General features: G+C 43.3%; 22 protein-coding genes. 9 read left to right on the forward strand and 13 right to left on the reverse strand.

Annotated features, from left to right (window positions below; translation table 11 throughout):
• Positions 1 to 4: 4 nt before the first annotated feature.
• From MHN81_RS15705 to MHN81_RS15720, 4 genes are read right to left on the reverse strand one after another with little or no spacing between them, the layout of a single operon-like run.
• The gene (locus tag MHN81_RS15705; RefSeq protein ID WP_239426186.1) at positions 5 to 445 is read right to left on the reverse strand and encodes a DUF4426 domain-containing protein; all 441 of its coding nucleotides are present in this window, start codon (positions 443 to 445) and stop codon (positions 5 to 7) included.
• A 20-nt stretch (positions 446 to 465) separates the two neighbouring features.
• Complete coding sequence (locus MHN81_RS15710) at positions 466 to 999, reverse strand: YggT family protein (protein ID WP_023399472.1); 534 nt, start codon at positions 997 to 999, stop codon at positions 466 to 468.
• Between the two features lie 9 nt (positions 1,000 to 1,008).
• Positions 1,009 to 1,830 carry a pyrroline-5-carboxylate reductase gene (proC, locus tag MHN81_RS15715; RefSeq protein ID WP_036976332.1) on the reverse strand — a complete coding sequence of 274 codons (822 nt, stop codon included), beginning with the start codon at positions 1,828 to 1,830 and terminating at the stop codon, positions 1,009 to 1,011.
• A 16-nt stretch (positions 1,831 to 1,846) separates the two neighbouring features.
• Positions 1,847 to 2,557, reverse strand: coding sequence for a YggS family pyridoxal phosphate-dependent enzyme (locus MHN81_RS15720; RefSeq protein ID WP_275447010.1), 711 nt, complete (start codon positions 2,555 to 2,557; stop codon positions 1,847 to 1,849).
• A gap of 2 nt (positions 2,558 to 2,559) precedes the next feature.
• On the opposite strand from MHN81_RS15720, the gene MHN81_RS15725 reads away from it, so the two are divergent.
• Genes MHN81_RS15725 through MHN81_RS15735 form a run of 3 tightly spaced genes read left to right on the forward strand, consistent with a single transcriptional unit; the run spans position 2,560 to position 5,621 of the window.
• Positions 2,560 to 3,609 (forward strand): type IV pilus twitching motility protein PilT, encoded by a 1,050-nt coding sequence (locus tag MHN81_RS15725; RefSeq protein WP_023399475.1) that lies wholly within the window; start codon positions 2,560 to 2,562, stop codon positions 3,607 to 3,609.
• Positions 3,610 to 3,625: 16 nt separating this feature from the next.
• Positions 3,626 to 4,750 (forward strand): PilT/PilU family type 4a pilus ATPase, encoded by a 1,125-nt coding sequence (locus MHN81_RS15730; RefSeq protein WP_023399476.1) that lies wholly within the window; start codon positions 3,626 to 3,628, stop codon positions 4,748 to 4,750.
• A complete protein-coding gene (locus tag MHN81_RS15735) occupies positions 4,725 to 5,621 on the forward strand; it encodes a hypothetical protein (protein WP_239426188.1) in 897 nt (298 codons plus the stop codon). Before MHN81_RS15730 ends, MHN81_RS15735 begins: the two co-directional genes overlap by 26 nt.
• A 3-nt stretch (positions 5,622 to 5,624) precedes the next feature.
• Here the strand turns inward: MHN81_RS15735 and ruvX are convergent, their stop codons facing one another.
• The 6 genes from ruvX to MHN81_RS15765 form a co-directional block, all read right to left on the reverse strand.
• Positions 5,625 to 6,080 carry a Holliday junction resolvase RuvX gene (ruvX, locus tag MHN81_RS15740; protein ID WP_023399478.1) on the reverse strand — a complete coding sequence of 152 codons (456 nt, stop codon included), beginning with the start codon at positions 6,078 to 6,080 and terminating at the stop codon, positions 5,625 to 5,627.
• Between the two features lie 4 nt (positions 6,081 to 6,084).
• Positions 6,085 to 6,642, reverse strand: coding sequence for a YqgE/AlgH family protein (locus MHN81_RS15745; protein ID WP_023399479.1), 558 nt, complete (start codon positions 6,640 to 6,642; stop codon positions 6,085 to 6,087).
• Between the two features lie 19 nt (positions 6,643 to 6,661).
• Complete coding sequence (gene gshB, locus MHN81_RS15750) at positions 6,662 to 7,621, reverse strand: glutathione synthase (protein ID WP_023399480.1); 960 nt, start codon at positions 7,619 to 7,621, stop codon at positions 6,662 to 6,664.
• Positions 7,622 to 7,718: 97 nt separating this feature from the next.
• Positions 7,719 to 8,453, reverse strand: a complete 735-nt coding sequence (gene rsmE / locus MHN81_RS15755) for a 16S rRNA (uracil(1498)-N(3))-methyltransferase (protein WP_239426189.1) — start codon at positions 8,451 to 8,453, stop codon at positions 7,719 to 7,721.
• 94 nt (positions 8,454 to 8,547) lie between these two features.
• Positions 8,548 to 9,030: a hypothetical protein gene (locus MHN81_RS15760; RefSeq protein WP_036976278.1), complete on the reverse strand. Its 483-nt coding sequence runs from the start codon at positions 9,028 to 9,030 to the stop codon at positions 8,548 to 8,550.
• Between the two features lie 40 nt (positions 9,031 to 9,070).
• A complete protein-coding gene (locus MHN81_RS15765) occupies positions 9,071 to 9,964 on the reverse strand; it encodes a hypothetical protein (protein WP_239426224.1) in 894 nt (297 codons plus the stop codon).
• Between the two features lie 79 nt (positions 9,965 to 10,043).
• Here MHN81_RS15765 and glnE point away from each other — a divergent pair, with 79 nt between their 5' ends.
• Positions 10,044 to 12,839, forward strand: a complete 2,796-nt coding sequence (glnE, locus tag MHN81_RS15770) for a bifunctional [glutamate--ammonia ligase]-adenylyl-L-tyrosine phosphorylase/[glutamate--ammonia-ligase] adenylyltransferase (RefSeq protein WP_239426190.1) — start codon at positions 10,044 to 10,046, stop codon at positions 12,837 to 12,839.
• 16 nt (positions 12,840 to 12,855) lie between these two features.
• Here the strand turns inward: glnE and MHN81_RS15775 are convergent, their stop codons facing one another.
• From MHN81_RS15775 to tolC, 3 genes are all read right to left on the reverse strand, one after another.
• The gene (locus tag MHN81_RS15775; RefSeq protein WP_063383306.1) at positions 12,856 to 13,464 is read right to left on the reverse strand and encodes a TcpQ domain-containing protein; all 609 of its coding nucleotides are present in this window, start codon (positions 13,462 to 13,464) and stop codon (positions 12,856 to 12,858) included.
• A gap of 26 nt (positions 13,465 to 13,490) precedes the next feature.
• Positions 13,491 to 14,417 carry an LpxL/LpxP family Kdo(2)-lipid IV(A) lauroyl/palmitoleoyl acyltransferase gene (lpxL, locus tag MHN81_RS15780; RefSeq protein ID WP_023399486.1) on the reverse strand — a complete coding sequence of 309 codons (927 nt, stop codon included), beginning with the start codon at positions 14,415 to 14,417 and terminating at the stop codon, positions 13,491 to 13,493.
• Positions 14,418 to 14,544: 127 nt separating this feature from the next.
• Entirely contained in the window at positions 14,545 to 15,894 is a 1,350-nt protein-coding gene (tolC, locus tag MHN81_RS15785) for an outer membrane channel protein TolC (RefSeq protein WP_239426191.1), read from the reverse strand.
• Between the two features lie 210 nt (positions 15,895 to 16,104).
• Here tolC and MHN81_RS15790 point away from each other — a divergent pair, with 210 nt between their 5' ends.
• From MHN81_RS15790 to parE, 5 genes are read left to right on the forward strand one after another with little or no spacing between them, the layout of a single operon-like run.
• Entirely contained in the window at positions 16,105 to 16,728 is a 624-nt protein-coding gene (locus MHN81_RS15790) for an NUDIX domain-containing protein (RefSeq protein WP_023399488.1), read from the forward strand.
• A gap of 24 nt (positions 16,729 to 16,752) precedes the next feature.
• Entirely contained in the window at positions 16,753 to 17,223 is a 471-nt protein-coding gene (locus MHN81_RS15795; protein WP_239426225.1) for a DUF1249 domain-containing protein, read from the forward strand.
• Entirely contained in the window at positions 17,210 to 17,974 is a 765-nt protein-coding gene (locus MHN81_RS15800) for a metallophosphoesterase (protein ID WP_239426192.1), read from the forward strand. The genes MHN81_RS15795 and MHN81_RS15800 overlap by 14 nt, the downstream gene beginning before the upstream one ends.
• Entirely contained in the window at positions 17,959 to 18,516 is a 558-nt protein-coding gene (locus MHN81_RS15805; RefSeq protein WP_239426193.1) for a YqiA/YcfP family alpha/beta fold hydrolase, read from the forward strand. Before MHN81_RS15800 ends, MHN81_RS15805 begins: the two co-directional genes overlap by 16 nt.
• A gap of 34 nt (positions 18,517 to 18,550) precedes the next feature.
• Entirely contained in the window at positions 18,551 to 20,440 is a 1,890-nt protein-coding gene (parE, locus tag MHN81_RS15810; RefSeq protein WP_023399492.1) for a DNA topoisomerase IV subunit B, read from the forward strand.
• Position 20,441: the final 1 nt, after the last annotated feature.

Below are 20,441 nucleotides of genomic sequence, written 5' to 3' on the forward strand. Positions count from 1 at the left end.
ATCTTTAATCTACGTAGAACTTTTGTTGAAATTTTAATAATTGACGATTATTGCCTTGTTGGATGTTTAACTCGAAACGATAAACATCTTCATTGTAATAATCGAGTTGTGCGAGGTAATAAATGGCGTCGCCTTCAATAACTTGTTTAAATGTCAGTGGCTTTTTATTGCCCAGTAAGTTTTTTGCGAAACCAGATATTTGCACTTCTTGTGCGGTTTTGGATTGATCTTTAGCGAGCACCGAAATGTTGATTAAAGCTTTATTTTCGCTGCGAACCACACCATAAACTTTAGCCACGCTGGGTTGGATAAAGGTTGATGGAAAGGCAATGTAGTGCACTTCCCAATTACCTAAGTTTTTAAATTGTCCACCGGACTCTGAGTTATTCGCCTGGGTGTGAAAAGCGCCCAATACAAGTAAAATTACGAAAAGATAGAATCGCATAGTACCTCACTTTCATATGCTTAGCGCATGAAGTCCATCACCAAATGTTGTAAGAACATCATGCCTAACAAAACCACCATAATGGACAAGTCGAGCCCGCCAAGTGGTGGGATAATCTTTCTAATTGGGCGCAGTAGTGGCTCAGTTAATTGTTCAAAAACAGCTGCTGCGGGGTTATAACCCTGTACCACCCAACTCAATAGTGCGCGGATCACTAAAATCCAAAAAACCAAACTAAAGGCTTCTCGTAGTACGGTTAACAACCCACCTATAGCTGCTGTAGCGGCATCCCAATGGCCGCTAAACACCAACATCAATACGGATACTTTTGCGCCAGCGACGATAAATGCAAGCACCAGCGATGCCACGTCAATACCTGCAAAACCAGGAATAATCTTACGTAAGGGGTTGACAGCAAATGAGGTCGCTTTTACAACTGCCTGACTAATTGGGTTGTAAAAATCAACACGTGCCCACTGCATCCAAAAACGTAGCAGCACCACCATTAAGAATAGATTAAAAATGGTTTCAATTAAAAAATACATTGCATTCATTTTAGGTCCTTAAATTTGTTTTTCCATTTCCTCTGCGCGTGCGATGCATGCATCCATTGCGTTTGCGACGGTTAGAGGAAGTTGATTATCTTTCATTGACTCAATAGCGGCATGGGTGGTTCCACCCTTTGACGTGACATTGGCACGAAGTTGCTCAAGGCTGACGCCTGGTTGAGATACGGCCATTTGTGCTGCACCAAGAGCTGTTTGCTGCACCAGTTGCCGTGCTTGTTGTTCATTGAACCCAAGTGCTTTTGCTTTTTCCTCTATGGCTTGCATGAAAAGAAAAAAGTAGGCTGGGGAAGAGCCTGTCACTGCGATAATGTCATTTATCTGGCTTTCTGATTGAAGCCAGACAGTCACTCCCGTGGCGCTGAAAATTTGGTCAATAAATCTTTGTTCTTGGTCATCAATATCTTGGCTAAATAATCCAGATACGCCAAGCCCCACTAATGATGGTGTGTTAGGCATACAGCGTACAAGTTTGGCGTCGCTTTGGAGCATTTCTTTTAAACGAGCAAGGGTAATACCCGCTGCGACTGAAATCACTACTTTGTTGCTCAAGTCGATACTTGCTGAGCGAAAGGTTTCGCACAAGGCTTCCATCATTTGTGGTTTAACAGATAGTACAATGACATCAGCACGTTTAATGGCGTCTATGTTGTCACTGGTTGTTTGAACAGCAAAATCCTGTGCAACTTTGTCTAGCTTTTCTTGATTGCGATTAGTAGCAATGATATTGCGGGCGCTGAAACCGTTTTTAAGCATGCCGCCAATGATGGCATAGCTCATGTTTCCAGTGCCAATAAATGCGATTGTTTTATTAGACATATTATCTGTGTGGCCTTTATTGTCTTTTACCAAAAATATCGGTCCCAATTCTCACCATGGTGGCGCCAGCTGCAACGGCGGGTTCTAAATCGCCACTCATGCCCATTGAAAGGGTATCGATATGTGGATATTGGGTCTTTAGTTTATCAAAGCAATGTTTCATTTGCTGAAAATATTGCAGTTGCTTGTCAACATCATCTGTTTGTGCGGTTATCGTCATTAAACCTCTCAGCGAGAGTTGCTTTGTTTCACTGATAAATTGAGCAAGGTCAGACAGCTCTTCGGGGAGGCAGCCTGATTTTTTCTCGTCTTGGCTAATGTTCACTTGAATAAGCACATTGAGCGGTTTTAGATTTGTTGGCCTTTGTTCACTTAAGCGTCTCGCTATTTTGATTCGGTCGACACTTTGCACCCAGTTGAAATTTTCAGCAATATGCCGCGACTTATTCGATTGAATAGGGCCAATAAAGTGCCACTCAATGTCTTTGTACTGTTTGAAGTGCATGACTTTGTCGACGGCTTCTTGCACATAAGATTCGCCGAATAGACGTTGGCCAGCGTCATACGCTTGTTGGATAAGTTCGATTGGTTTGGTTTTAGACACAGCCAAAAGTTGCACAGGGTCAGAAATATGACAATTTTGCTCTGCTTTTGTAATGCGATCGTAGGCGTTATTTAGCCGTTCTGCTATTGTAACCATATTATTGTTTGCTCGTTGTGGAGTCATAGATGGATATTACTGAATTATTAGCCTTTAGTGTGCAGCATAAAGCGTCGGATCTACACCTTTCTTCGGAAGTTTCTCCAATGATCCGTGTTGATGGTGACGTACGCCGCATAAATATTCCCGCTTTAGAAGCGAAGGATGTAAATAGTTTAATTTACGATATTATGAATGATAACCAGCGCAAGGACTATGAGCAAAACCTTGAGGTGGATTTTTCGTTTGAAGTACCTAATTTAGCACGTTTTCGTGTCAATGCGTTTAACACGAGTCGCGGGCCTGCCGCTGTATTTCGTACTATTCCAAGTACCGTATTGACCCTAGATGAATTAGGTGCGCCAGATATTTTTAAAAAAATAGCAGAAAACCAGCGCGGGCTGGTACTTGTAACTGGGCCGACGGGATCGGGTAAATCAACGACGCTCGCGGCCATGGTCGACTATATCAATAGCAGCAAGCATCATCATATTTTGACAATAGAAGACCCCATTGAATTTGTTCATCAAAATCAACTGAGTTTGATTAACCAACGTGAGGTTCACCGCGATACTCACAGCTTTAATGCAGCATTGCGAAGTGCGCTGCGTGAAGATCCCGATGTTATTCTTGTGGGTGAGTTACGTGATTTGGAAACGATTCGTTTAGCCATGACAGCAGCAGAAACGGGTCACCTTGTATTTGGTACATTGCACACCACATCGGCACCAAAAACCATTGACCGTATTATTGATGTATTCCCCGGTGAAGAAAAAGATATGGTTCGTTCTATGTTGTCAGAGTCGTTACAGGCGGTGATTTCACAAACACTGATTAAAAAAGTAGGTGGAGGGCGAGTTGCGGCACATGAAATCATGTTAGGTGTGCCTGCAATACGTAATTTGATCCGTGAAGATAAGATTGCTCAAATGTACTCAGCTATTCAAACGGGCGCCCTACACGGTATGCAGACCATGGATCAGTGTTTGATGAACTTAGTGAACCACGGTTTGATCACAACCCAAGATGCGCACACTAAAGCACATGATAAAAACCAATTTGGTGCCGCAGGATTTTAATACAAGGTTTTAAACAATGGCATTGATAGATTATTTACAATTGATGGTAGACAAAGAAGCATCAGACTTATTTGTCTCATCTGGTTTGGCGGTCAGCGCCAAAATTGATGGTGAATTAAGGGCACTAGACGAAGAAGTACTGGATAGTGACAGTGCGTTGACTATGGTTGAGTCGGCGATGACAGATAGGCAAAAGCAACAGTTTCACGCTGAAAAGGAGTGTAACTTTGCGGTTGCTAATGATGTTGGCCGCTTCCGGGTTTCCGCATTTTGGCAGCGAGACTGTGCAGGCATGGTGATCAGGAGAATTGTGACGGATATTCCTGACGTTACCCAACTTGGTTTACCCTCGGTATTGACCGATGTGATCATGTCAAAGCGTGGTCTAGTACTGTTTGTTGGTGGTACAGGTACGGGTAAATCGACGTCTTTGGCTGCACTACTGGGCTACCGTAATCGCAATCAGCGCGGCCATATCCTGACAATAGAAGATCCCATAGAGTTTGTGCATGAACATCGCAAGAGCATCATTACCCAAAGAGAAGTTGGTCTAGATACCGAGAGCTTTGAAGCTGCGCTGAAAAGTTCATTGCGACAAGCCCCAGATGTTATTTTAATTGGTGAAATTCGCTCCCAAGAAACTATGGAATATGCCCTGAGCTTTGCTGAGACTGGGCACTTATGTGTTGCGACATTGCACGCAAACAATGCTAACCAAGCGATTGACCGTATCATGCACTTAGTTCCGAAAGAAAAGCATGACAAACTGAAATATGATTTGGCACTAAATCTCAGAGCAATAGTCGCACAGCAACTGGTGCCTACGTCAAAAGGTGAGGGGCGTGTTGCCGCGATAGAAATACTGCTGAACTCACCGATGGTTTCTGAATTGATTAAGAAAGGAGATATAGGGTCCATCAAAGAGACCATGGCTAAATCGAAAGAGATGGGCATGCAAACTTTCGATCAAGCTTTATTTGAACTCTATAAAGCCCAGCGGGTTAATTACGCAGATGCTCTGCATCATGCTGACTCGCCTAATGATTTACGTCTAATGATTAAATTGCAAAACAATGAACAAAAAGGTGCAGGGTTTTTGCAAGGGGTCACCATTGATGGCTTGGACAGCAAGAAAAACTAATCTGTTTTGCTTGCTTGTATGTTGTCATCTGAGCCTGACAACACTTTGTTGGGCTCAGTCTAGTTATGTCGATATTTATATCAGAGATGACGTATATTTAAACTACAAAGCTCTTTTATCTGGCCGCTCACCGTTGGAAGTAGATAACTTTGGTGGGCAGTTTGTGCGGCGTGATGTTGTCGACATGGTGCTGTTGCATCAAGCTTTAATTTTAGGCGGCTTTGACAAGCCGTTTAAATACCGACCTGGAAACGTCAACTTCAGAGATTCTAATTTACTAGAGCAAGGTAAGCAGTTACTCAGCTTCGATACATTTTGGCTGGAAGAAGCACAACAAAAAGCTGATAAGCTGTATATTAGTGAACCTGTGATCAGAAAGGGTGAATTTTTTGCTGGTTTATATTTTGCCAAAGAGAACAAACGGGTTGCAAATATTCAGTCCCTTGAAGATCTAAGCACGCTGAGTGCGGTGTCTTCAAGTCGCTGGTTGGTAGACTGGCACACTTTAAGTCGTTTGCCTCTCAAACGCTTGGTGGATGAACAAACTTGGTCAGCGCAAGCGCAGATTGTGAACAAGCAATGGGTTGATTTTATGTTGATCCATTTAATGCCGGTGATGGGGAATGATTTTAAATTGGCAAACATAAATCTAGTTTCTCATCCCAAATGGGTGGTTTTATTGGACAGTAGCCGTCATTTTGTGGTGTCTAAACTACACCCTCAAGGCGAGCGCGCTTTTGCAGCATTGCAAAAAGGGCTAGAGAAGCTGAGGCGTCAGGGAAAAATCGAACAGGCTTATCGCCAAGCAGGACTGTTCCCTGATATGAGGGTTTACCAGCAGCTCAATGCTGCCGCAGGTGGAGACAAGTAGTAATTACTCTGTTTCCCACAGTTGTTCAAAGAAACTTTCTAAAATAATGACCGCTGACATTCCATCAACATTGTCTTTTGCCAAAGAGCGATAGCCACCTTGATCAAATAATCTGGCTTTGGCATCGGTCGTAGTCAGACGTTCATCTTGTGTTTCGACGGGAAGGCGGTAATTATTGTGCAGGCGATTGGCAAATTTCTTGGCTGCGAACGTAACCTGCTGATTTGTACCATCCATATTCAGAGGCAGGCCGACAACAAGTAAATCAGGTTTCCATTCATTCACTTGTTGTTCTATATCGGACCAATTGGGAATGCCATCTCGCGCTTTGACTGCGCCTAAGCTGGTGGCTGTTCCCGTTACTTCCTGGCCAATGGCCATACCAATACTACGTGTACCAAAATCAAACCCCATTACAGTACGTTGACCTTTAGGAGTCTTTGGTTTTTTATTGCTCATACTTCTATGCGTGTCCTGCTTGATTACTGAGTTGTGCGATGTCGATACCTAACATACTTACGGCTTTTTCCCAGCGCTTTTCTGGCGGCGTACTAAATATAATCTCGGGATCTGCCTGAATTATCAGCCAAGAGTTTTCCAAGATCTCTTGTTCGAGTTGGCCTTTTTCCCACCCTGAATAGCCAAGCGTTATGATAAATGCATCTGGGCTATCGTGATAAGTAAGAGAGGCAAGCACATCTTTTGAAGTTGTTATCATGATGTCAGAGCTGAGCTCTTTGCTCGAGGCATAACCAATCTTGGGCGTATGTAATACAAACCCTCTGTCCGTATGCACCGGCCCACCAGCAAAAACAGTTTGATCCGCAGCACTGCTGCCTTTGTCATTGTCGATTTCGATCTGGTCGAGTAACTCGCCTACAGTAACGTCAATGGGGTGATTGACAATCAACCCCATAGCGCCTTCTTCATTGTGTTCACAGATGTAGGTGACGGAGCGTTTGAACATCGGGTCCTGCAAGTTCGGCATTGCGATAAGAAAGTGATTAGCTAATGATTGCATGCGAGACCCCTTCTATGATTTAACTTTCAGTATGGTTGAGTTTTGCTTCAATCGCATCAAAAAACTTGTCCATAATAGATATATCGTACGCTGCTTCAATTTCCTTAACGCAAGTTGGTGCAGTCACGTTTATTTCTGTTAGTTTGTCGCCAATGATATCTAAGCCAACAAACAGTAATCCTTTCTCTTTTAAGGTTGGTGCGACCGCTTCTGCAATCTTTCTATCGCTTTCACTGATTGGTCTCGCTTCACCGCGACCTCCAGCCGCAAGATTACCGCGTGTTTCGCCACCTTGAGGAATGCGCGCTAGGCAATAAGGGATCACTTCACCGTCAACAACCAAAACGCGTTTATCACCTTGCTTTATTTCAGGAATATAGTTTTGTGCCATGGCAAAGCGGCTACCATGCTCGGTGAGTGTTTCGCAGATAACACCGATGTTGGGATCGTCGTGCTGTACTCTAAAAATTGATGCTCCACCCATGCCATCAAGAGGCTTCAATATGATGTCTTGGTGTTTGTCTAAAAATGCTCTAATTTGGCTTGCATTTCTTGTAACTAAGGTGTCAGGGGTATGCTCACTAAACCATGCTGTAAATAACTTTTCGTTGGCATCTCTGAGGCTTTGAGGCTTATTTACCACTAATGTACCGGCAAGTTCGGCACGTTCTAGTATATAGGTTGCGTAAATATATTCAGTGTCAAAAGGCGGATCTTTTCGCATCAGAATGACATCCAGATCACTGAGCGCAATATCTTGTTTGTCAGCCAATTCATACCAGTGACTTTCATCATCAAATACACGTGCTTTGGCGGCTGTCGCTCGGCCTTCACCTTGGTATAGATATAAATCGTCCATTTCCATGTAATACAATTCAAAGCCACGCTGTTGCGCTGCCATCATCATGGCAAAGCCGGTATCTTTTTTAATGTTAAATCCACTGATTGGATCTGAGATAATCCCAAGTTTGACTGCCATCGCCTTTACCTTATGTGTTATTTTGGGTGAGTATGACTAATGTGGTTAGCACAATGTGTTGCTAACCACAGTTTATATGTGGACTAGTCGCTCGATTTTAAAGAGCTAAATCGCCAAACTGCAATTGCAGTGCGCTTAAAACTGTCAATGCAGCTGTTTCGGTACGAAGGACTCTTGGCCCAATTTTGATATCAATAAAGCCTTGTTCAGTGGTATTGGACATTTCTTCGTCAGTAAAACCGCCTTCAGGACCCACTAAAAAGCGCACTCCCTGATCTGGTGCCGGTAACGTCTTTATAGAGTGATCTGCTCTGGGGTGTAATGTTAATTTTAATTCGTCACTCTGTTGGCCAAGCCACTCTTCTAACGAAATTGGAGGGTGCACTTTGGTAATGAAGTTTCTACCTGATTGTTCTGCCGCGGATATCGCTATTTTTTGCCATTGCTGGTGCTTTTTGGCTAATCGGTCACCACTGAGCTTTACGCCGCATCGAGTAGTAAATAAAGGCGTGATTTCACTGACTCCCAGTTCAACCGATTTTTGAATGGTGAAATCCATTTTGTCACCCCGAGAAATGCCTTGCCCTAGGTGCACATTTAATGGAGATTCAACACACCTATCGACAAATTCAATAGGGGTCACTTCAACTGTTTTTTTGGAAATAGCAGTAATTCTTGCGAGATATTCGCCACCTTGTCCGTTGAACAAACTGACTTGTTCACCTTCTTTCATTCTTAGTACGCGCGCGATATGCCCGGCAGCGTCATCATTCAAAGTGGCTGGTTGATTCACTACCAATTCTGAAGGTTGGTAAATATGTGGAATACGCATAGTGTTGAAAGTCTAAATTGGATATGCGCTCATGTTAAGGTTTTCACGGCGGTGAGTCTATAGAATGCGACACATCATGGTCAATGCATGCACTCTAATCTGCGGTATCTGTTTTTAACACCACAAATTCGCTGAAGGTGTCATGTTTTGTTGCCGCAAGACTTGAATTACAGGTTAGATGGTTGTTGTTAAATGGATCGCTAATACGATGATAGTCATAACCATTTGCCAATTGTTCGATGGTAAACCTGTCTGCATGCAGGGAGTTGAAGATAAACTTTTGTTTCTCGTCAGCGAGGTTGTAGTCGAGCGCGTAGATAAGAACACCTTGAATTTTATGGTGTTCATGTAGGTAAGTTGCAAGCTCCGAGACGCTTATTTCATTGTCAAAGTCACAGTAACTGTAATCTTTGATTTGGTCTTTAAACATCATTTTGAGCATTTGCTTTGTATTGTCTCCAGCAATTATTAGCTGACTAGGGGTGTCAGGAGAGAGAGATTTTACAAACTCGACGAATTCCTGACTGAACTCCCAGTTGCTGTCAACAAGTAAAAAGTTATCTAATTTCAAAGATATAAGTCTCCAGAGCTAAGATATCCATCTTTTAGCTCGGCGTTTAAATTGAAAACATGTTTATTAGTAAATAGCCCATGCTACAAAAAACAGCAAATTCTAAGCAGGCAATACCAATATTATCTTGGTGGTCAACCTCCAGACCTATGTCTACTTTTGGTAATACGATATGGATCATAAGACGGCTAAATACATATAAAAGAAACCACATAAACACTGAGTGCACGACCACTGTTAGCAAGTTATCAACCATTTTACTCGGGTAGCTTGGCGCACTATGTAAACCTGCATAGATAGCAAGTGCGAGCCCGATTGTTTTACCTGCATAACGGATCCCAATCGAGGTGTTTGCCAAGCTGAAGTTATATTGCAAGGAGGCTCCTTGATTCTTTTTCGCAAAGCGAGATTCTCGTAGCTTGCTATCTAAAGCAAATACACCTTGTAAAAAAATAAAACAGATGCTGACGATCAGTAAAGCTTGCCATGTTTTTGGCTCAAGCCAGTGATAGAGGCCAAGGACTAAGATGCTATTGCCAACCAACATACCAGAATCGACCAGCGCAGCGCAGACATTCTGTTTGAGTATCGCTTGAGTTTCGTTAAAGCGATATAAAATCCATTTTCTATGAATTGCCTGACCAAGACAAATGTAAAACCATATCAAGGCGATGGGCAACAAAACTTGCGTGTGTATGGCGGCGCTGTCAAAGGTATTTAAATGACCAAAAAAATAGCCGATGCTGCCGCATAAGACCGCGACTTTTGCCGCATAGTTAATGCCCAATGCAAAGTTGTCATGTTGAGCCAACTCCTTTTGCAATAGCTTTTTTGCTCTGAATTGCACAATTAAACGCAGTGACATCAAAGCAATGCAGGCGATTGTTAGACCACTTAGTAGGACGAAAAAATTACTGTTTTCTAAAGACAAATAACTCATGCTCGGTGTAAGGTTGTTGTTATTTAGCGTTACTATAACACTGCACAACAAATGAGCCACAAAGCACTGGAGGTTTTTCATGGAACAAGGCCAATTAAGTCCCGAATTATCAGCGTTAGCCGAGCAGCGCTTTGCTGAACTTTTTCCAGGACAAACTAAAAATGCGCAAGCATTACGGTTGTTGGCGCTCAGTGACTTCGCTTACCGTATACTTGCTCAACATCCGCAGTGGCTCCACTGGCTGTTAGATGAACAAGCTATGGCGCTGCGTGACATTGAGCCTGTGCTAACGGGGGATATCGAAGCATTAAGTGATGCACAGTGCTTTGCCAAATTGCGCCTATATCGCAAGCGCTACTGGCTCAAGCTGATGTGGCTAGATCTGGTGGAGGGAAACGACATTGCTGACAGTGTGGCATATCAATCAAAGCTCAGTGAGCAGTTGATAGATAGCGCAAATAAATGGGCATTTGCACAGGTTGCCAAGAGCAATGGCGCACCCGTCAACGGATCACTAGAGCCGCTGCCAATGTTGGTGTTGGGCATGGGGAAGCTTGGCGGTCAAGAGCTCAACTTTTCTTCCGACATTGACCTTATATTTACTTACCCGCTTAGTGTCAAAACATCAGGTGGTAGGCGCAGTATCGATGCACAAGTTTTTTATACTAAGGTGGCGCAAAAACTGATTGCGGCACTGGATCAGCGCACTGCCGATGGTCAAGTTTTTCGCGTTGACATGAGGTTGAGACCATTTGGTGAAAGTGGCCCATTGGTTATGAGCTTTTCTGCAATGGAGGATTACTATCAAGATCAAGGTAGGGAGTGGGAGCGATATGCCATGCTTAAAGCTCGATTACTCGGCCAAAAAAACCAGTACTGGGATGAGTTTAAAGCGTTGATACGGCCCTTTGTGTTCCGTCGATACATTGACTTTTCCGTGATTGAATCCCTGCGAAAAATGAAGCACATGATCGCCCAAGAAGTGAGAAGAAAAGGCCTTAAAAACAACATAAAGCTGGGTGCTGGCGGAATACGCGAAGTGGAGTTCATTGTGCAAGCACTGCAAATGATCCGTGGTGGCCGAGAACCAGATCTACAAACCCCATCGTTGTTAAACGCACTATGTGTTTTAGCAAGCCAAGAGGTGATCCCTGCAAGTGCGGCAGCGGCACTACAGACGCAATATTTATATTTACGTCGTGTCGAACAATATCTGCAAGCATTCAATGATGAGCAAACGCAAACCCTACCAGAGGATAGGCTCAATCAGTTGAGGTTGCAGACACTCTTTGGGTTTTCTGAGTACGATGAGTTAGTAAGCCACATAGAACAGGTGCAAAGAGAAATTCGTTACGAGTTTTCTCAAGTGATCGGTGAAGAAGCACACGACACGCAAAGTTTAAAAGCATGTTTTATTTCAGCTTGGGAATACCAAGATATTAGTTACCTTGATATGACGCTCAGTGAGGAATTGCAAAGTCGATGGCAAGAAACATTGACGGCGTTTTATGCAGATATTACTAAAAAACAAATTGGGGTACGTGGTCGAGATGTACTCGATAAATTGATGCCACTGGTATTAAGTGAAGTTACTCCACTCAAAGCACCAGAAGTTTTGCAGCGTGTTTTTGATATCATAGCAAAAGTCGCTTCTCGCACTGCATACCTTGAACTTCTTTACGAGAATTTAGGTGCCTTAAAGCAGCTGATCAAACTGTGCTCCCACAGTGTGTGGATCGCACAACAAATTGCAAGATATCCGATTTTATTAGATGAGTTGATTGATCCAGCTGTACTGTATCGACCACTACCGCTCAACGCTTATTACAATGAGATACAACAGTACTTTTTACGCATAGATCCTGAAGACTTAGAGCTGCAAATGGAGGCGCTTCGTCAGTTCAAACAAACTCAGCAGCTACGCATTGCGGCAGCTGATGCGACTGGTGTATTAGATATCATGAAAGTAAGCGATCATTTAACTGCGTTGGCAGAGTCAATCGTGGCTAAAGCCGTTGATATTGCTTGGGGGCAAATGATATCTAGGTATGGTGCGCCGCAGGGAACGTCCAATGAAGCTAAAGGGTTTGCAGTTATTGCGTATGGAAAAGCGGGTGGATTCGAGTTGGGTTATGACTCGGATTTAGATCTTGTCTTTGTACATAACAGTGATGGACAGAGCAAAACAGTAGGTGAAAGGTCTATTTCGTCTAGGCAGTTTTATCTCAAGCTCGCCCAACGGTTAATGCATTTGTTCAATACTCGGACGCTGTCAGGTATTTTGTATGAATTGGATACGCGTCTCAGGCCCGAGGGAAATTCAGGTTTGTTGGCAATCAACATCGAAAGTTATTATCAATATTTGCAACAGCAAGCGTGGACATGGGAGCACCAAGCATTGGTAAGAGCCAGAATGATTGTCGGCGAAGAGGTGCTTGTAAAACGCTTTCATACAATCCGCCACGACATTTTATGCCAAAAGCGATCAACCAATGAATTGAAAGATGATATTGTCAAAATGCGAGAAAAAATGCGTCAGCATTTATCTAAAGACTCGACGTCAGAGTTTGATTTGAAGCAGGGAGCTGGTGGTATGACTGATATCGAGTTTTTAGCCCAGTATCTGGTACTGGCTTGTGCGTTTGACTATCCGGCACTAACGCGTTATTCGGACAATATCCGTATTTTTGAGCTTGCGAGTAAAGAGTCTGTCATCAGTACACAGTCACAAAGTACCTTGACTCAAGCTTATTGCCAACTGAGAGAGCACTACCACCTAAATAGCTTAAATGGAAAGGGTAAAACTGTGAATGCCAAGTTATTGGCAGAGCAAAGTGACGACGTTAGGGAAATCTGGCAGGCCTACTTCGAGTAGGCCTATTAGGACGTGCTTAATTAGTGAGACGTCGACAGTTTTCACGGACAAAGGTAGAAGGATTTTCAGTTATTACGGCGGCGCGTTGGCGGTGACAAAAGAAGGTGTATACTTCAAATTCAAAGTCATCGTTAATCGCACGGCCAACCTGATAAAGTGCACTGACAAAGTCGGAGTCGACGCGAAAGTTTTGTTTGACCACGTAGTCTTTGCTTAAGTACCAGAACAACTCAATGTCTTCTTGTTTAGCGTAATTGGTCAGCACACTTTTTAGGGTGTTTCCCATTTCAAAGCGTCTTGGTTGACTTTCACCCGTCCACCGTTGGTGTGTTGGTTTAACCACAAGTTCGCGTTGTGCTAAGGCATCATCCAGCGGGAAAGTTGGCTTGCCGATTTCCATAACAAACTTTTCTCGTTCGGTATCGCGCTCATTGACACGATTTCTAAAGTTTGCATAAAACTGAGAAAGACCTTGAGCTGCCGCATTTGTTGTTTCTTTGAACTCCATCTTAGGAATATTACCATACAAGAAGTAATAGGCTGCCCACACCAGAAGCACACCCAAAGACAGGTGTCTGGTCCAAAACCACATTGCCGATAATCGTTTTTTATTTTTTCTAGCCATTTTTTTTACGATGTCAGTTAATTTAACTACGAATAATGTGAAGGTGCGTTTTCATCCGGCCTTGTTTTAAAACGCCTATGAAGCCACATATACTGCTCAGGCGCATGCATAATTGAGTCCTCCATACGTTTGTTTACGCGGGTGACATCATGGTTTTCGTTGTCACTGGGGAACTCTGTCATCGCTGGTTCAATGGTAATATGATATTTACCTTGTTTGTCACGCACACCTACTAAACTTAATGTCTCACACTTTTCACTTGATGCAAATAATAAAGTGCCAGTAGTGGTTGCTGCGTCAGGAACGGCAAAAAACGGCGCAAATTCGCAGCGTTTTCTACCATAATCTTGGTCTGGTAAGTAGTAACACACTTTTTTATTGTGTAAGGCTTTTAATAGCCCTTTAACATCACGCTTGCCGATTAGAAATTCATTGGAACGTAAACGACCTTTGGTCATGAAATATTCCATTAGTGGGTTATTATGAGGGCGATAAAACCCAATTCCCTGAGTATGAGTACCAAGTACCCGCCCCAACATTTCTAGGTGCAACATGTGAGGAACTAGCAGCAATACACCTCGACCATTTTGACGAGCGGTCTCAAAGTGCTCTACACCTTTTATGGAGCCAATGGCGCGCTTAACTCGCCATTCTGGCCACCACCAAGCCATCCCGGTTTCAAAAGTTGCAATGCCAGTGTTTTCCATATTCTGTAGCACCATTGCATTGCGCTGTTGTTCATCCATTTCAGGAAAGCATAGCTTTAAATTAACTTCGGCAATCTTGCGGCGTTTCTTTAAAAAGCGGTGAACTATTCTGCCCAGCAACCTACCTAGCATTAACTGCATACTTTGCGGTAACCAAGATAAAGAATATAAAACGATAACACCTAACCAAGTTAACCAGAACTTAGGCGCCAAAAATTGCAGTTGAAATTTGGGATTGTGAACCAAGTGAGATGCTCTCGTACAGCTATAAAGGAGCGTAGTTTATCTAGAACGACTTAGATGCTCAAGTGGCGGTGCGTTTTGATGCAATAATATCAGACCAGCGAAGTAGTGCTGGTCTGAAAAGTATGATTTAGCGAGTGGCTTGAAGGCCTTTATTGATTGCTTCTAGATCAGCTCGGCTTAATTCACCTGCCGCTTGTTTCAGTTGCAACGTAGAATTGATGTACTGATAGCGCAAGTCGGCTAAGTTTCTTTTCGCGCTGTACAAGTTACGCGTACTAACTAGCACGTCAACAATAGTACGAGTACCAACTTCAAAGCCAGCTTCAGTCGCCTGTAGTGCACTTTCTGCAGAGACAACTGCTTGCTCAAGTGCACGGTAAGTTGCCACATTTGACATGACTTGATTATATGACGTAATGACTGAGCGTGTGACGTTACGCATTGATGCTTCAAGGTCTTCGCTTGCAGCTACGTAAAGTGCTCTAGCTTGGTCAGTTGCAGCTACAGTGCGGCCACCAGAGTAAATTGGGATGTTTAAGTTTAAACCAATTGTGGTTGTATCACCGCGTGGTGCAAGTTCTCTGCCGTCGCTATTGACAAGTGAATCTTCATGAGTCGCTCGAAGCGATAGCGTAGGGTAGTGTCCTGCTTTTGCTTGGTCAATTTGGTCTTGAGCAATTTCAAGCGCAGACTGTGCAACTTGTAGAGCTAGGTTCTTCTCTTTGGCAATATCAATAAAACCACCAACCTCTTTATTAGGCTTAACCGTTGAAAACGTTTCAGTATTCAGCGTATTGAGTTTTGAGTGGTATTTACCAGTGATAGTACGCAGAGTTTCACGTGCTGTTTCAACGTCGTTTTGAGCAACAATTTCGTTCGCTACTGAGCGGTCAAACTGTGCTTGCGCTTCGTGTACGTCAGTAATTGCAGTTAGACCTACTTCATAACGCTGTTTTGTCTGTTCAAGTTGGCGCTCGATTGCACGTTTTTCTGCTTGTACAAATTCAAGGTTATCCAATTGACTCAAAACATTAAAGTAGCCTTCAGCAATACGAACGATTAAGTTTTGTTTTTCTTGTTCATACTGTGTTAGAGACTGCATTGCACGCTTTTCTGCAATGGACAAGCTTTCCCAAATACTCATGTTAAAGATTGTTTGGTTTAGTGTCAGTGTACGTGTGAAAGAGTCTCTATAGCTATCAGCTAATTGATAACCTGTTTCATCAGTCTGAAAAGCTGGTGCACCCGTAGAGTCTGAGTCAGCGTAGCTAAATGTTAAACCGAGAGACGGTAGTAATTCGCCGAGCGCGCTGTCTTGTGCATATTTTTGAGCATCGGCACTTGCCTTAGCACGCAAAACAGTGGGATCATTAGCTGTTGCAATATCATATACTTGCAGTAAGTCTTCTGCGTGAGAGCTATTACTTGACAAAGCACACGTCAAGCCAACCAGCATAGATAGAATGGTTTTTTTCATTATTTGTGCAGTCCTTAGACAATTTTGATGTCAGCATGTTACCTTGTTTTAAAACAAAATCCCAATGGCTAGCTAGAGATAAAACAAAACAAGTGTAACAGAATATAAAACTTAGTGAGTTCACACACTAAGAGGGTTCACGTTAGTTAAAAGCAATATGGGGATAAAATAACCTAGATTAAACCCCGTTTAATGAATGTAGGATGAAATATGAAAGAAATTAACCAGTTCGAGCGCCGCCATGTGATGCTAAAAACGTCCCCAAATAAGGTGCTTTACAATGGTTTCTTCAAAATCGAGGAGTATATCTTTGAGCATGCATTATTTGCCGGTGGGGTCAGTGAACCGATCCGTAGAGAAATTTTAGAGCGTGGTCATGCTGTGGCGGTACTTCCTTTTGATCCTGTGACAGAGCAAATTCTACTTATTGAACAGATCCGCATTGGTGCGCTTGCGACTAAAGAATCCCCTTGGTTGCTAGAGTGTATTGCCGGTATGGCTGAAGGCTGTGAGGATTTAGAAGCGGTTGCAAGAAAAGAAGCCCAAGAAGAAGCGGGGCTTGAGCTAACTAATCTACATTATATGTGTTCCTACCTTTCGAGTCCTGGAGGCACGACAGAGCGACTTTACTTATATCTTGCGGAAGTTGATTTGAGCGATTATCAGGGGGGAACTTTTGGTTTACCAGAGGAAGGTGAAGATATCAAAACGCATGTTATGCCGTTTTCTGAAGCTATGCAAAGATTAGAATCTGAGGAAATAGATAACGCTGCGACAGTGATTAGTCTACAATGGTTAGCGCTAAATAAATCGAAACTTTCTTTTAAGCTGTAAACAGGAATCATTTTGTCTGACTTGATGCATCATACTAAGCACGGTGGCAAAGACAGCATACGGGGGTATGTACAGTCTTTACCTAAATACATCACGTTGTGTGAGCGTAATTATTTGCGCGCACTTAAAGTGTTGCCTGAAGAGGAAGTAGGTGCCCGTCGTCAGATAAAAATCGGGACAATGGATTTCTTCATCTTAATTGAAAGCGTTGAGAAGTACACAACCGACATAAAAATAACTCAGCAACATAGCTTGAGTAGTCACTTAGGTCAGTTTGAATTGGCGGTGAGGCTATATCATGACGCTAAAGTGGCTGAGGTCATCCAGCACAATTACCATCAACGTGTTAAGCCATCTTATGGTTACCCGAACCCAAGTATGCACCACAAAGACGAAAAGTATCAGCTCAACGCTTTTTTAGGTGATTGGCTATCCGCTTGCGTAGAAAGTGGTCGAGTGCCGTTAAATTGGGATGTAAATAATGGCTTGGTTTAAAGACATCTATCTATTTAATCAAGCGCAATTAAAGTTAGCCCACATTACCGATACCCATCTGTTTGAAAACACAAATGGAGAGTATTTTACCGTGAACACGGCGGCTCATTTTAAACGTGTTTTGGCAAGCTTAGCGCAAGCAAATTTGGATGCAGTTGTGTTCGGTGGGGACCTGACTCAGGACCATACATTTGCTTCTTACGAGTTGTTTGCAACCTTGGTTGCTGAATCAGCTTTGAGTTGCCCGATATTTTGGCTGCCGGGAAACCACGATGACTTGGATTACTTACATGAAATAAGCCAGGGCCAAATCGTAGCCGCAAAAAGAATTCAATTTGAGCATGGGCAAATACTTTTACTCAATAGTAAAGGCCCAACGCCTGCTGGTTGGGTTGCTAAGGAGCACCTGCAAGAAATCGAAGCGCATTGCAGTGAACCCAGCATCGTGTTTTGCCACCATAATCCGTTACCGATAGAAGGGTATCTGGACAAACATATGCTTGAGAACGGTCCTCAAGTGCTTAATTGTTTAGTCAATTCGCAATGTGTAATGGCGCTTTTTCACGGCCATGTGCACCATGACTATGAATTTAGCTTTAGAGGTTTAAGCGTCTATGCAACACCCGCCACGTCCATTCAATTCAAAAAACAGACTCAAGCTTGGCAACAAGAGAATTTGGGTGCTGGGTATCGTTTGATTAATTGGACCGAAGCTGCGCTGAATACAGAGGTGAAATGGCTGACAAAGTAATTTATGTCCATGGGTTTAATAGTTCAGAGCAGTCATATAAAGCACAGCAACTCGGCACGTACTTCAAAGACCGTTGTGAATACGTTGTTCCTCGGTTACATTATGATCCGCGTATTGCCATGCTTCAGCTTGAGCAAGCTGTAGATGAGCGTTGTGTTTTGGTTGGCAGCTCTTTAGGTGGATTTTACGCGACATGCTTGTCTCAACAGTTTAATTTGCGTGCGGTTGTGATCAATCCAGCGGTACGACCAGACAAATTGCTATGGGATTACTTGGGTCCCCAGTATAATCCCTATCAAGATCTGAATTATGAACTTACAATAGAACATATGACGGCGTTGCGGCGTATGCATATTGAAAAGCTATCTAAGCCAAGCAACCTTTTGTTATTACAACAAACAGCAGATGAGGTACTGCCTTATCAAGATGCTGTGAATTATTATCGAGACTGCCCGTCAATCATTGAGTTTGGCGGTGATCACAGTTTCATTGGCTTTGAAAGGCACTTTAATCGCCTTGCCAACTTTCTTAAAATTAAATAAAACAGTTAGAACTAAAAATTAGTCAGTAGCATTTATGAGTCAGCAAAATTATAACGCAGAAGCCATTGAGGTGTTGAATGGCTTAGAGCCGGTGAAACGCCGTCCTGGGATGTACACAGACACCACCCGGCCCAACCACTTAGGTCAAGAGGTTATTGATAACAGTGTGGATGAAGCGCTAGCTGGGCATGCGAGTAAGATCGACGTTATTTTGCATGAAGACAACTCATTGCAAGTGATTGATGATGGTCGAGGCATGCCAGTGGATGTTCACCCTGAAGAGGGGATCCCTGGTGTCGAATTGATCCTGACTAAGCTGCACGCAGGTGGTAAATTTTCAAATAAAAATTACCAGTTTTCGGGCGGTTTGCATGGTGTCGGTATTTCAGTGGTAAACGCGTTATCTACACGAGTAGAAGTAACGGTTAAGCGCGATGCTCAGCAATATGAAATAGCCTTTGAAAACGGTGATAAAGTACAAGACTTGGAAGTAACGGGCAGTGTTGGCAAACGCAATACCGGAACGTCTGTTCAGTTTTGGCCTGATGCAAGCTATTTCGACTCAGCTAACTTTTCACTGACTAAGCTCAATCATTTGCTCAAAGCTAAGGCTGTACTTTGCCCTGGCTTGCGCATTCGCTTTATTAACAAGCAAACCAAAGAAACCCAAGAGTGGCACTACGAATCTGGCCTAGAAGATTATCTAAGTGACAGTGCTAAGGATTTGGAAGTTCTCCCTAAATCACCTTTTACCGGGAGCTTTAGTGGTTCAACGGAAGGGGTCGACTGGGCTTTGCACTGGCTGCCTGAAGGTGGCGAGTCGATTGCTGAAAGTTATGTAAACTTGATCCCAACAGCACAAGGCGGCACCCATGTAAACGGTTTAAGGCAAGGTCTACTTGAGGCGATGCGCGAGTTTTGCGAATTCCGCAACTTATTGCCAAGAGGCGTGAAGCTTACGCCTGATGATGTTTGGGATAAATGTAGCTATGTTTTATCTGTAAAAATGCAAGACCCACAATTTGCTGGTCAAACCAAAGAGAAATTATCATCACGCTCTTGTGCAACGTTTGTCTCTGGCATCGTGAAAGATGCGTTTAGTTTATGGTTAAACGAACATACAGAGACTGCCGAGTTGTTGGCTGAGCTTTGTATCAGCAATGCACAAAAACGACTCCGAGCAGCAAAAAAAGTGGTGCGCAAGAAAGTCACCAGTGGCCCGGCCTTGCCTGGAAAATTAACAGATTGCTCGGGCAGTGAAACAGAGCGTTCTGAGATATTCCTTGTTGAGGGTGACTCAGCGGGCGGCTCTGCTAAGCAGGCTCGAGATCGCGAGTTTCAAGCGATCATGCCGCTACGTGGTAAAATTTTGAATACATGGGAAGTGGACTCTGGGCAGATCCTTGCGTCACAAGAAGTGCATGATATCTCAGTGGCACTAGGTATAGACCCAGATTCAAGCGATTTATCGACACTGCGATACGGAAAAGTGTGTATTCTTGCGGATGCTGATTCTGATGGTCTTCACATCGCGACGTTATTGTGTGCTTTGTTTGTAAAACATTTCCCCACGTTAGTTAAAGCTGGTCATGTTTATGTTGCTATGCCGCCACTATTTAGGATTGATGTCGGTAAAGAAGTTTTTTATGCCCTTGATGAAGACGAAAAGCGTGGCATTTTGGATCGGATAGAAGCTGAGAAAAAGCGCGGAAAAGTTAATGTACAGCGTTTCAAAGGGTTAGGCGAAATGAACCCAATGCAGTTACGGGAAACGACAATGGACCCTAATACACGACGTTTAGTACAGCTAACATTGGATGAGCAAGAGCAAACACTAGAGATGATGGACATGCTGTTAGCGAAAAAACGTTCTGGTGATAGAAAGGCTTGGTTAGAGCAACATGGCGATAAAGCCGAGGTATAAC

It is taken from the genome of Pseudoalteromonas sp. Of7M-16 (assembly GCF_022347805.1).
GTDB classification, from domain to species: Bacteria; Pseudomonadota; Gammaproteobacteria; order Enterobacterales; family Alteromonadaceae; genus Pseudoalteromonas; species Pseudoalteromonas luteoviolacea_F.

Coding starts and splice junctions, on each gene's coding strand:
- MHN81_RS15720 (WP_275447010.1), bottom strand. CDS start 2,557: ATGACTCCACAACGAGCAAACAATAATATGGTTACAATAGCAGAACGG.
- MHN81_RS15745 (WP_023399479.1), bottom strand. CDS start 6,642: ATGCAATCATTAGCTAATCACTTTCTTATCGCAATGCCGAACTTGCAG.
- parE (WP_023399492.1), top strand. CDS start 18,551: ATGAGTCAGCAAAATTATAACGCAGAAGCCATTGAGGTGTTGAATGGC.
- MHN81_RS15795 (WP_239426225.1), top strand. CDS start 16,753: ATGCATCATACTAAGCACGGTGGCAAAGACAGCATACGGGGGTATGTA.
- gshB (WP_023399480.1), bottom strand. CDS start 7,621: ATGGCAGTCAAACTTGGGATTATCTCAGATCCAATCAGTGGATTTAAC.
- MHN81_RS15735 (WP_239426188.1), top strand. CDS start 4,725: ATGGCTTGGACAGCAAGAAAAACTAATCTGTTTTGCTTGCTTGTATGT.
- MHN81_RS15775 (WP_063383306.1), bottom strand. CDS start 13,464: ATGGCTAGAAAAAATAAAAAACGATTATCGGCAATGTGGTTTTGGACC.
- MHN81_RS15730 (WP_023399476.1), top strand. CDS start 3,626: ATGGCATTGATAGATTATTTACAATTGATGGTAGACAAAGAAGCATCA.
- MHN81_RS15725 (WP_023399475.1), top strand. CDS start 2,560: ATGGATATTACTGAATTATTAGCCTTTAGTGTGCAGCATAAAGCGTCG.
- MHN81_RS15805 (WP_239426193.1), top strand. CDS start 17,959: ATGGCTGACAAAGTAATTTATGTCCATGGGTTTAATAGTTCAGAGCAG.
- ruvX (WP_023399478.1), bottom strand. CDS start 6,080: ATGAGCAATAAAAAACCAAAGACTCCTAAAGGTCAACGTACTGTAATG.
- tolC (WP_239426191.1), bottom strand. CDS start 15,894: ATGAAAAAAACCATTCTATCTATGCTGGTTGGCTTGACGTGTGCTTTG.
- MHN81_RS15790 (WP_023399488.1), top strand. CDS start 16,105: ATGAAAGAAATTAACCAGTTCGAGCGCCGCCATGTGATGCTAAAAACG.
- proC (WP_036976332.1), bottom strand. CDS start 1,830: ATGTCTAATAAAACAATCGCATTTATTGGCACTGGAAACATGAGCTAT.
- MHN81_RS15765 (WP_239426224.1), bottom strand. CDS start 9,964: ATGAGTTATTTGTCTTTAGAAAACAGTAATTTTTTCGTCCTACTAAGT.
- MHN81_RS15710 (WP_023399472.1), bottom strand. CDS start 999: ATGAATGCAATGTATTTTTTAATTGAAACCATTTTTAATCTATTCTTA.
- rsmE (WP_239426189.1), bottom strand. CDS start 8,453: ATGCGTATTCCACATATTTACCAACCTTCAGAATTGGTAGTGAATCAA.
- MHN81_RS15705 (WP_239426186.1), bottom strand. CDS start 445: ATGCGATTCTATCTTTTCGTAATTTTACTTGTATTGGGCGCTTTTCAC.
- glnE (WP_239426190.1), top strand. CDS start 10,044: ATGGAACAAGGCCAATTAAGTCCCGAATTATCAGCGTTAGCCGAGCAG.
- MHN81_RS15800 (WP_239426192.1), top strand. CDS start 17,210: ATGGCTTGGTTTAAAGACATCTATCTATTTAATCAAGCGCAATTAAAG.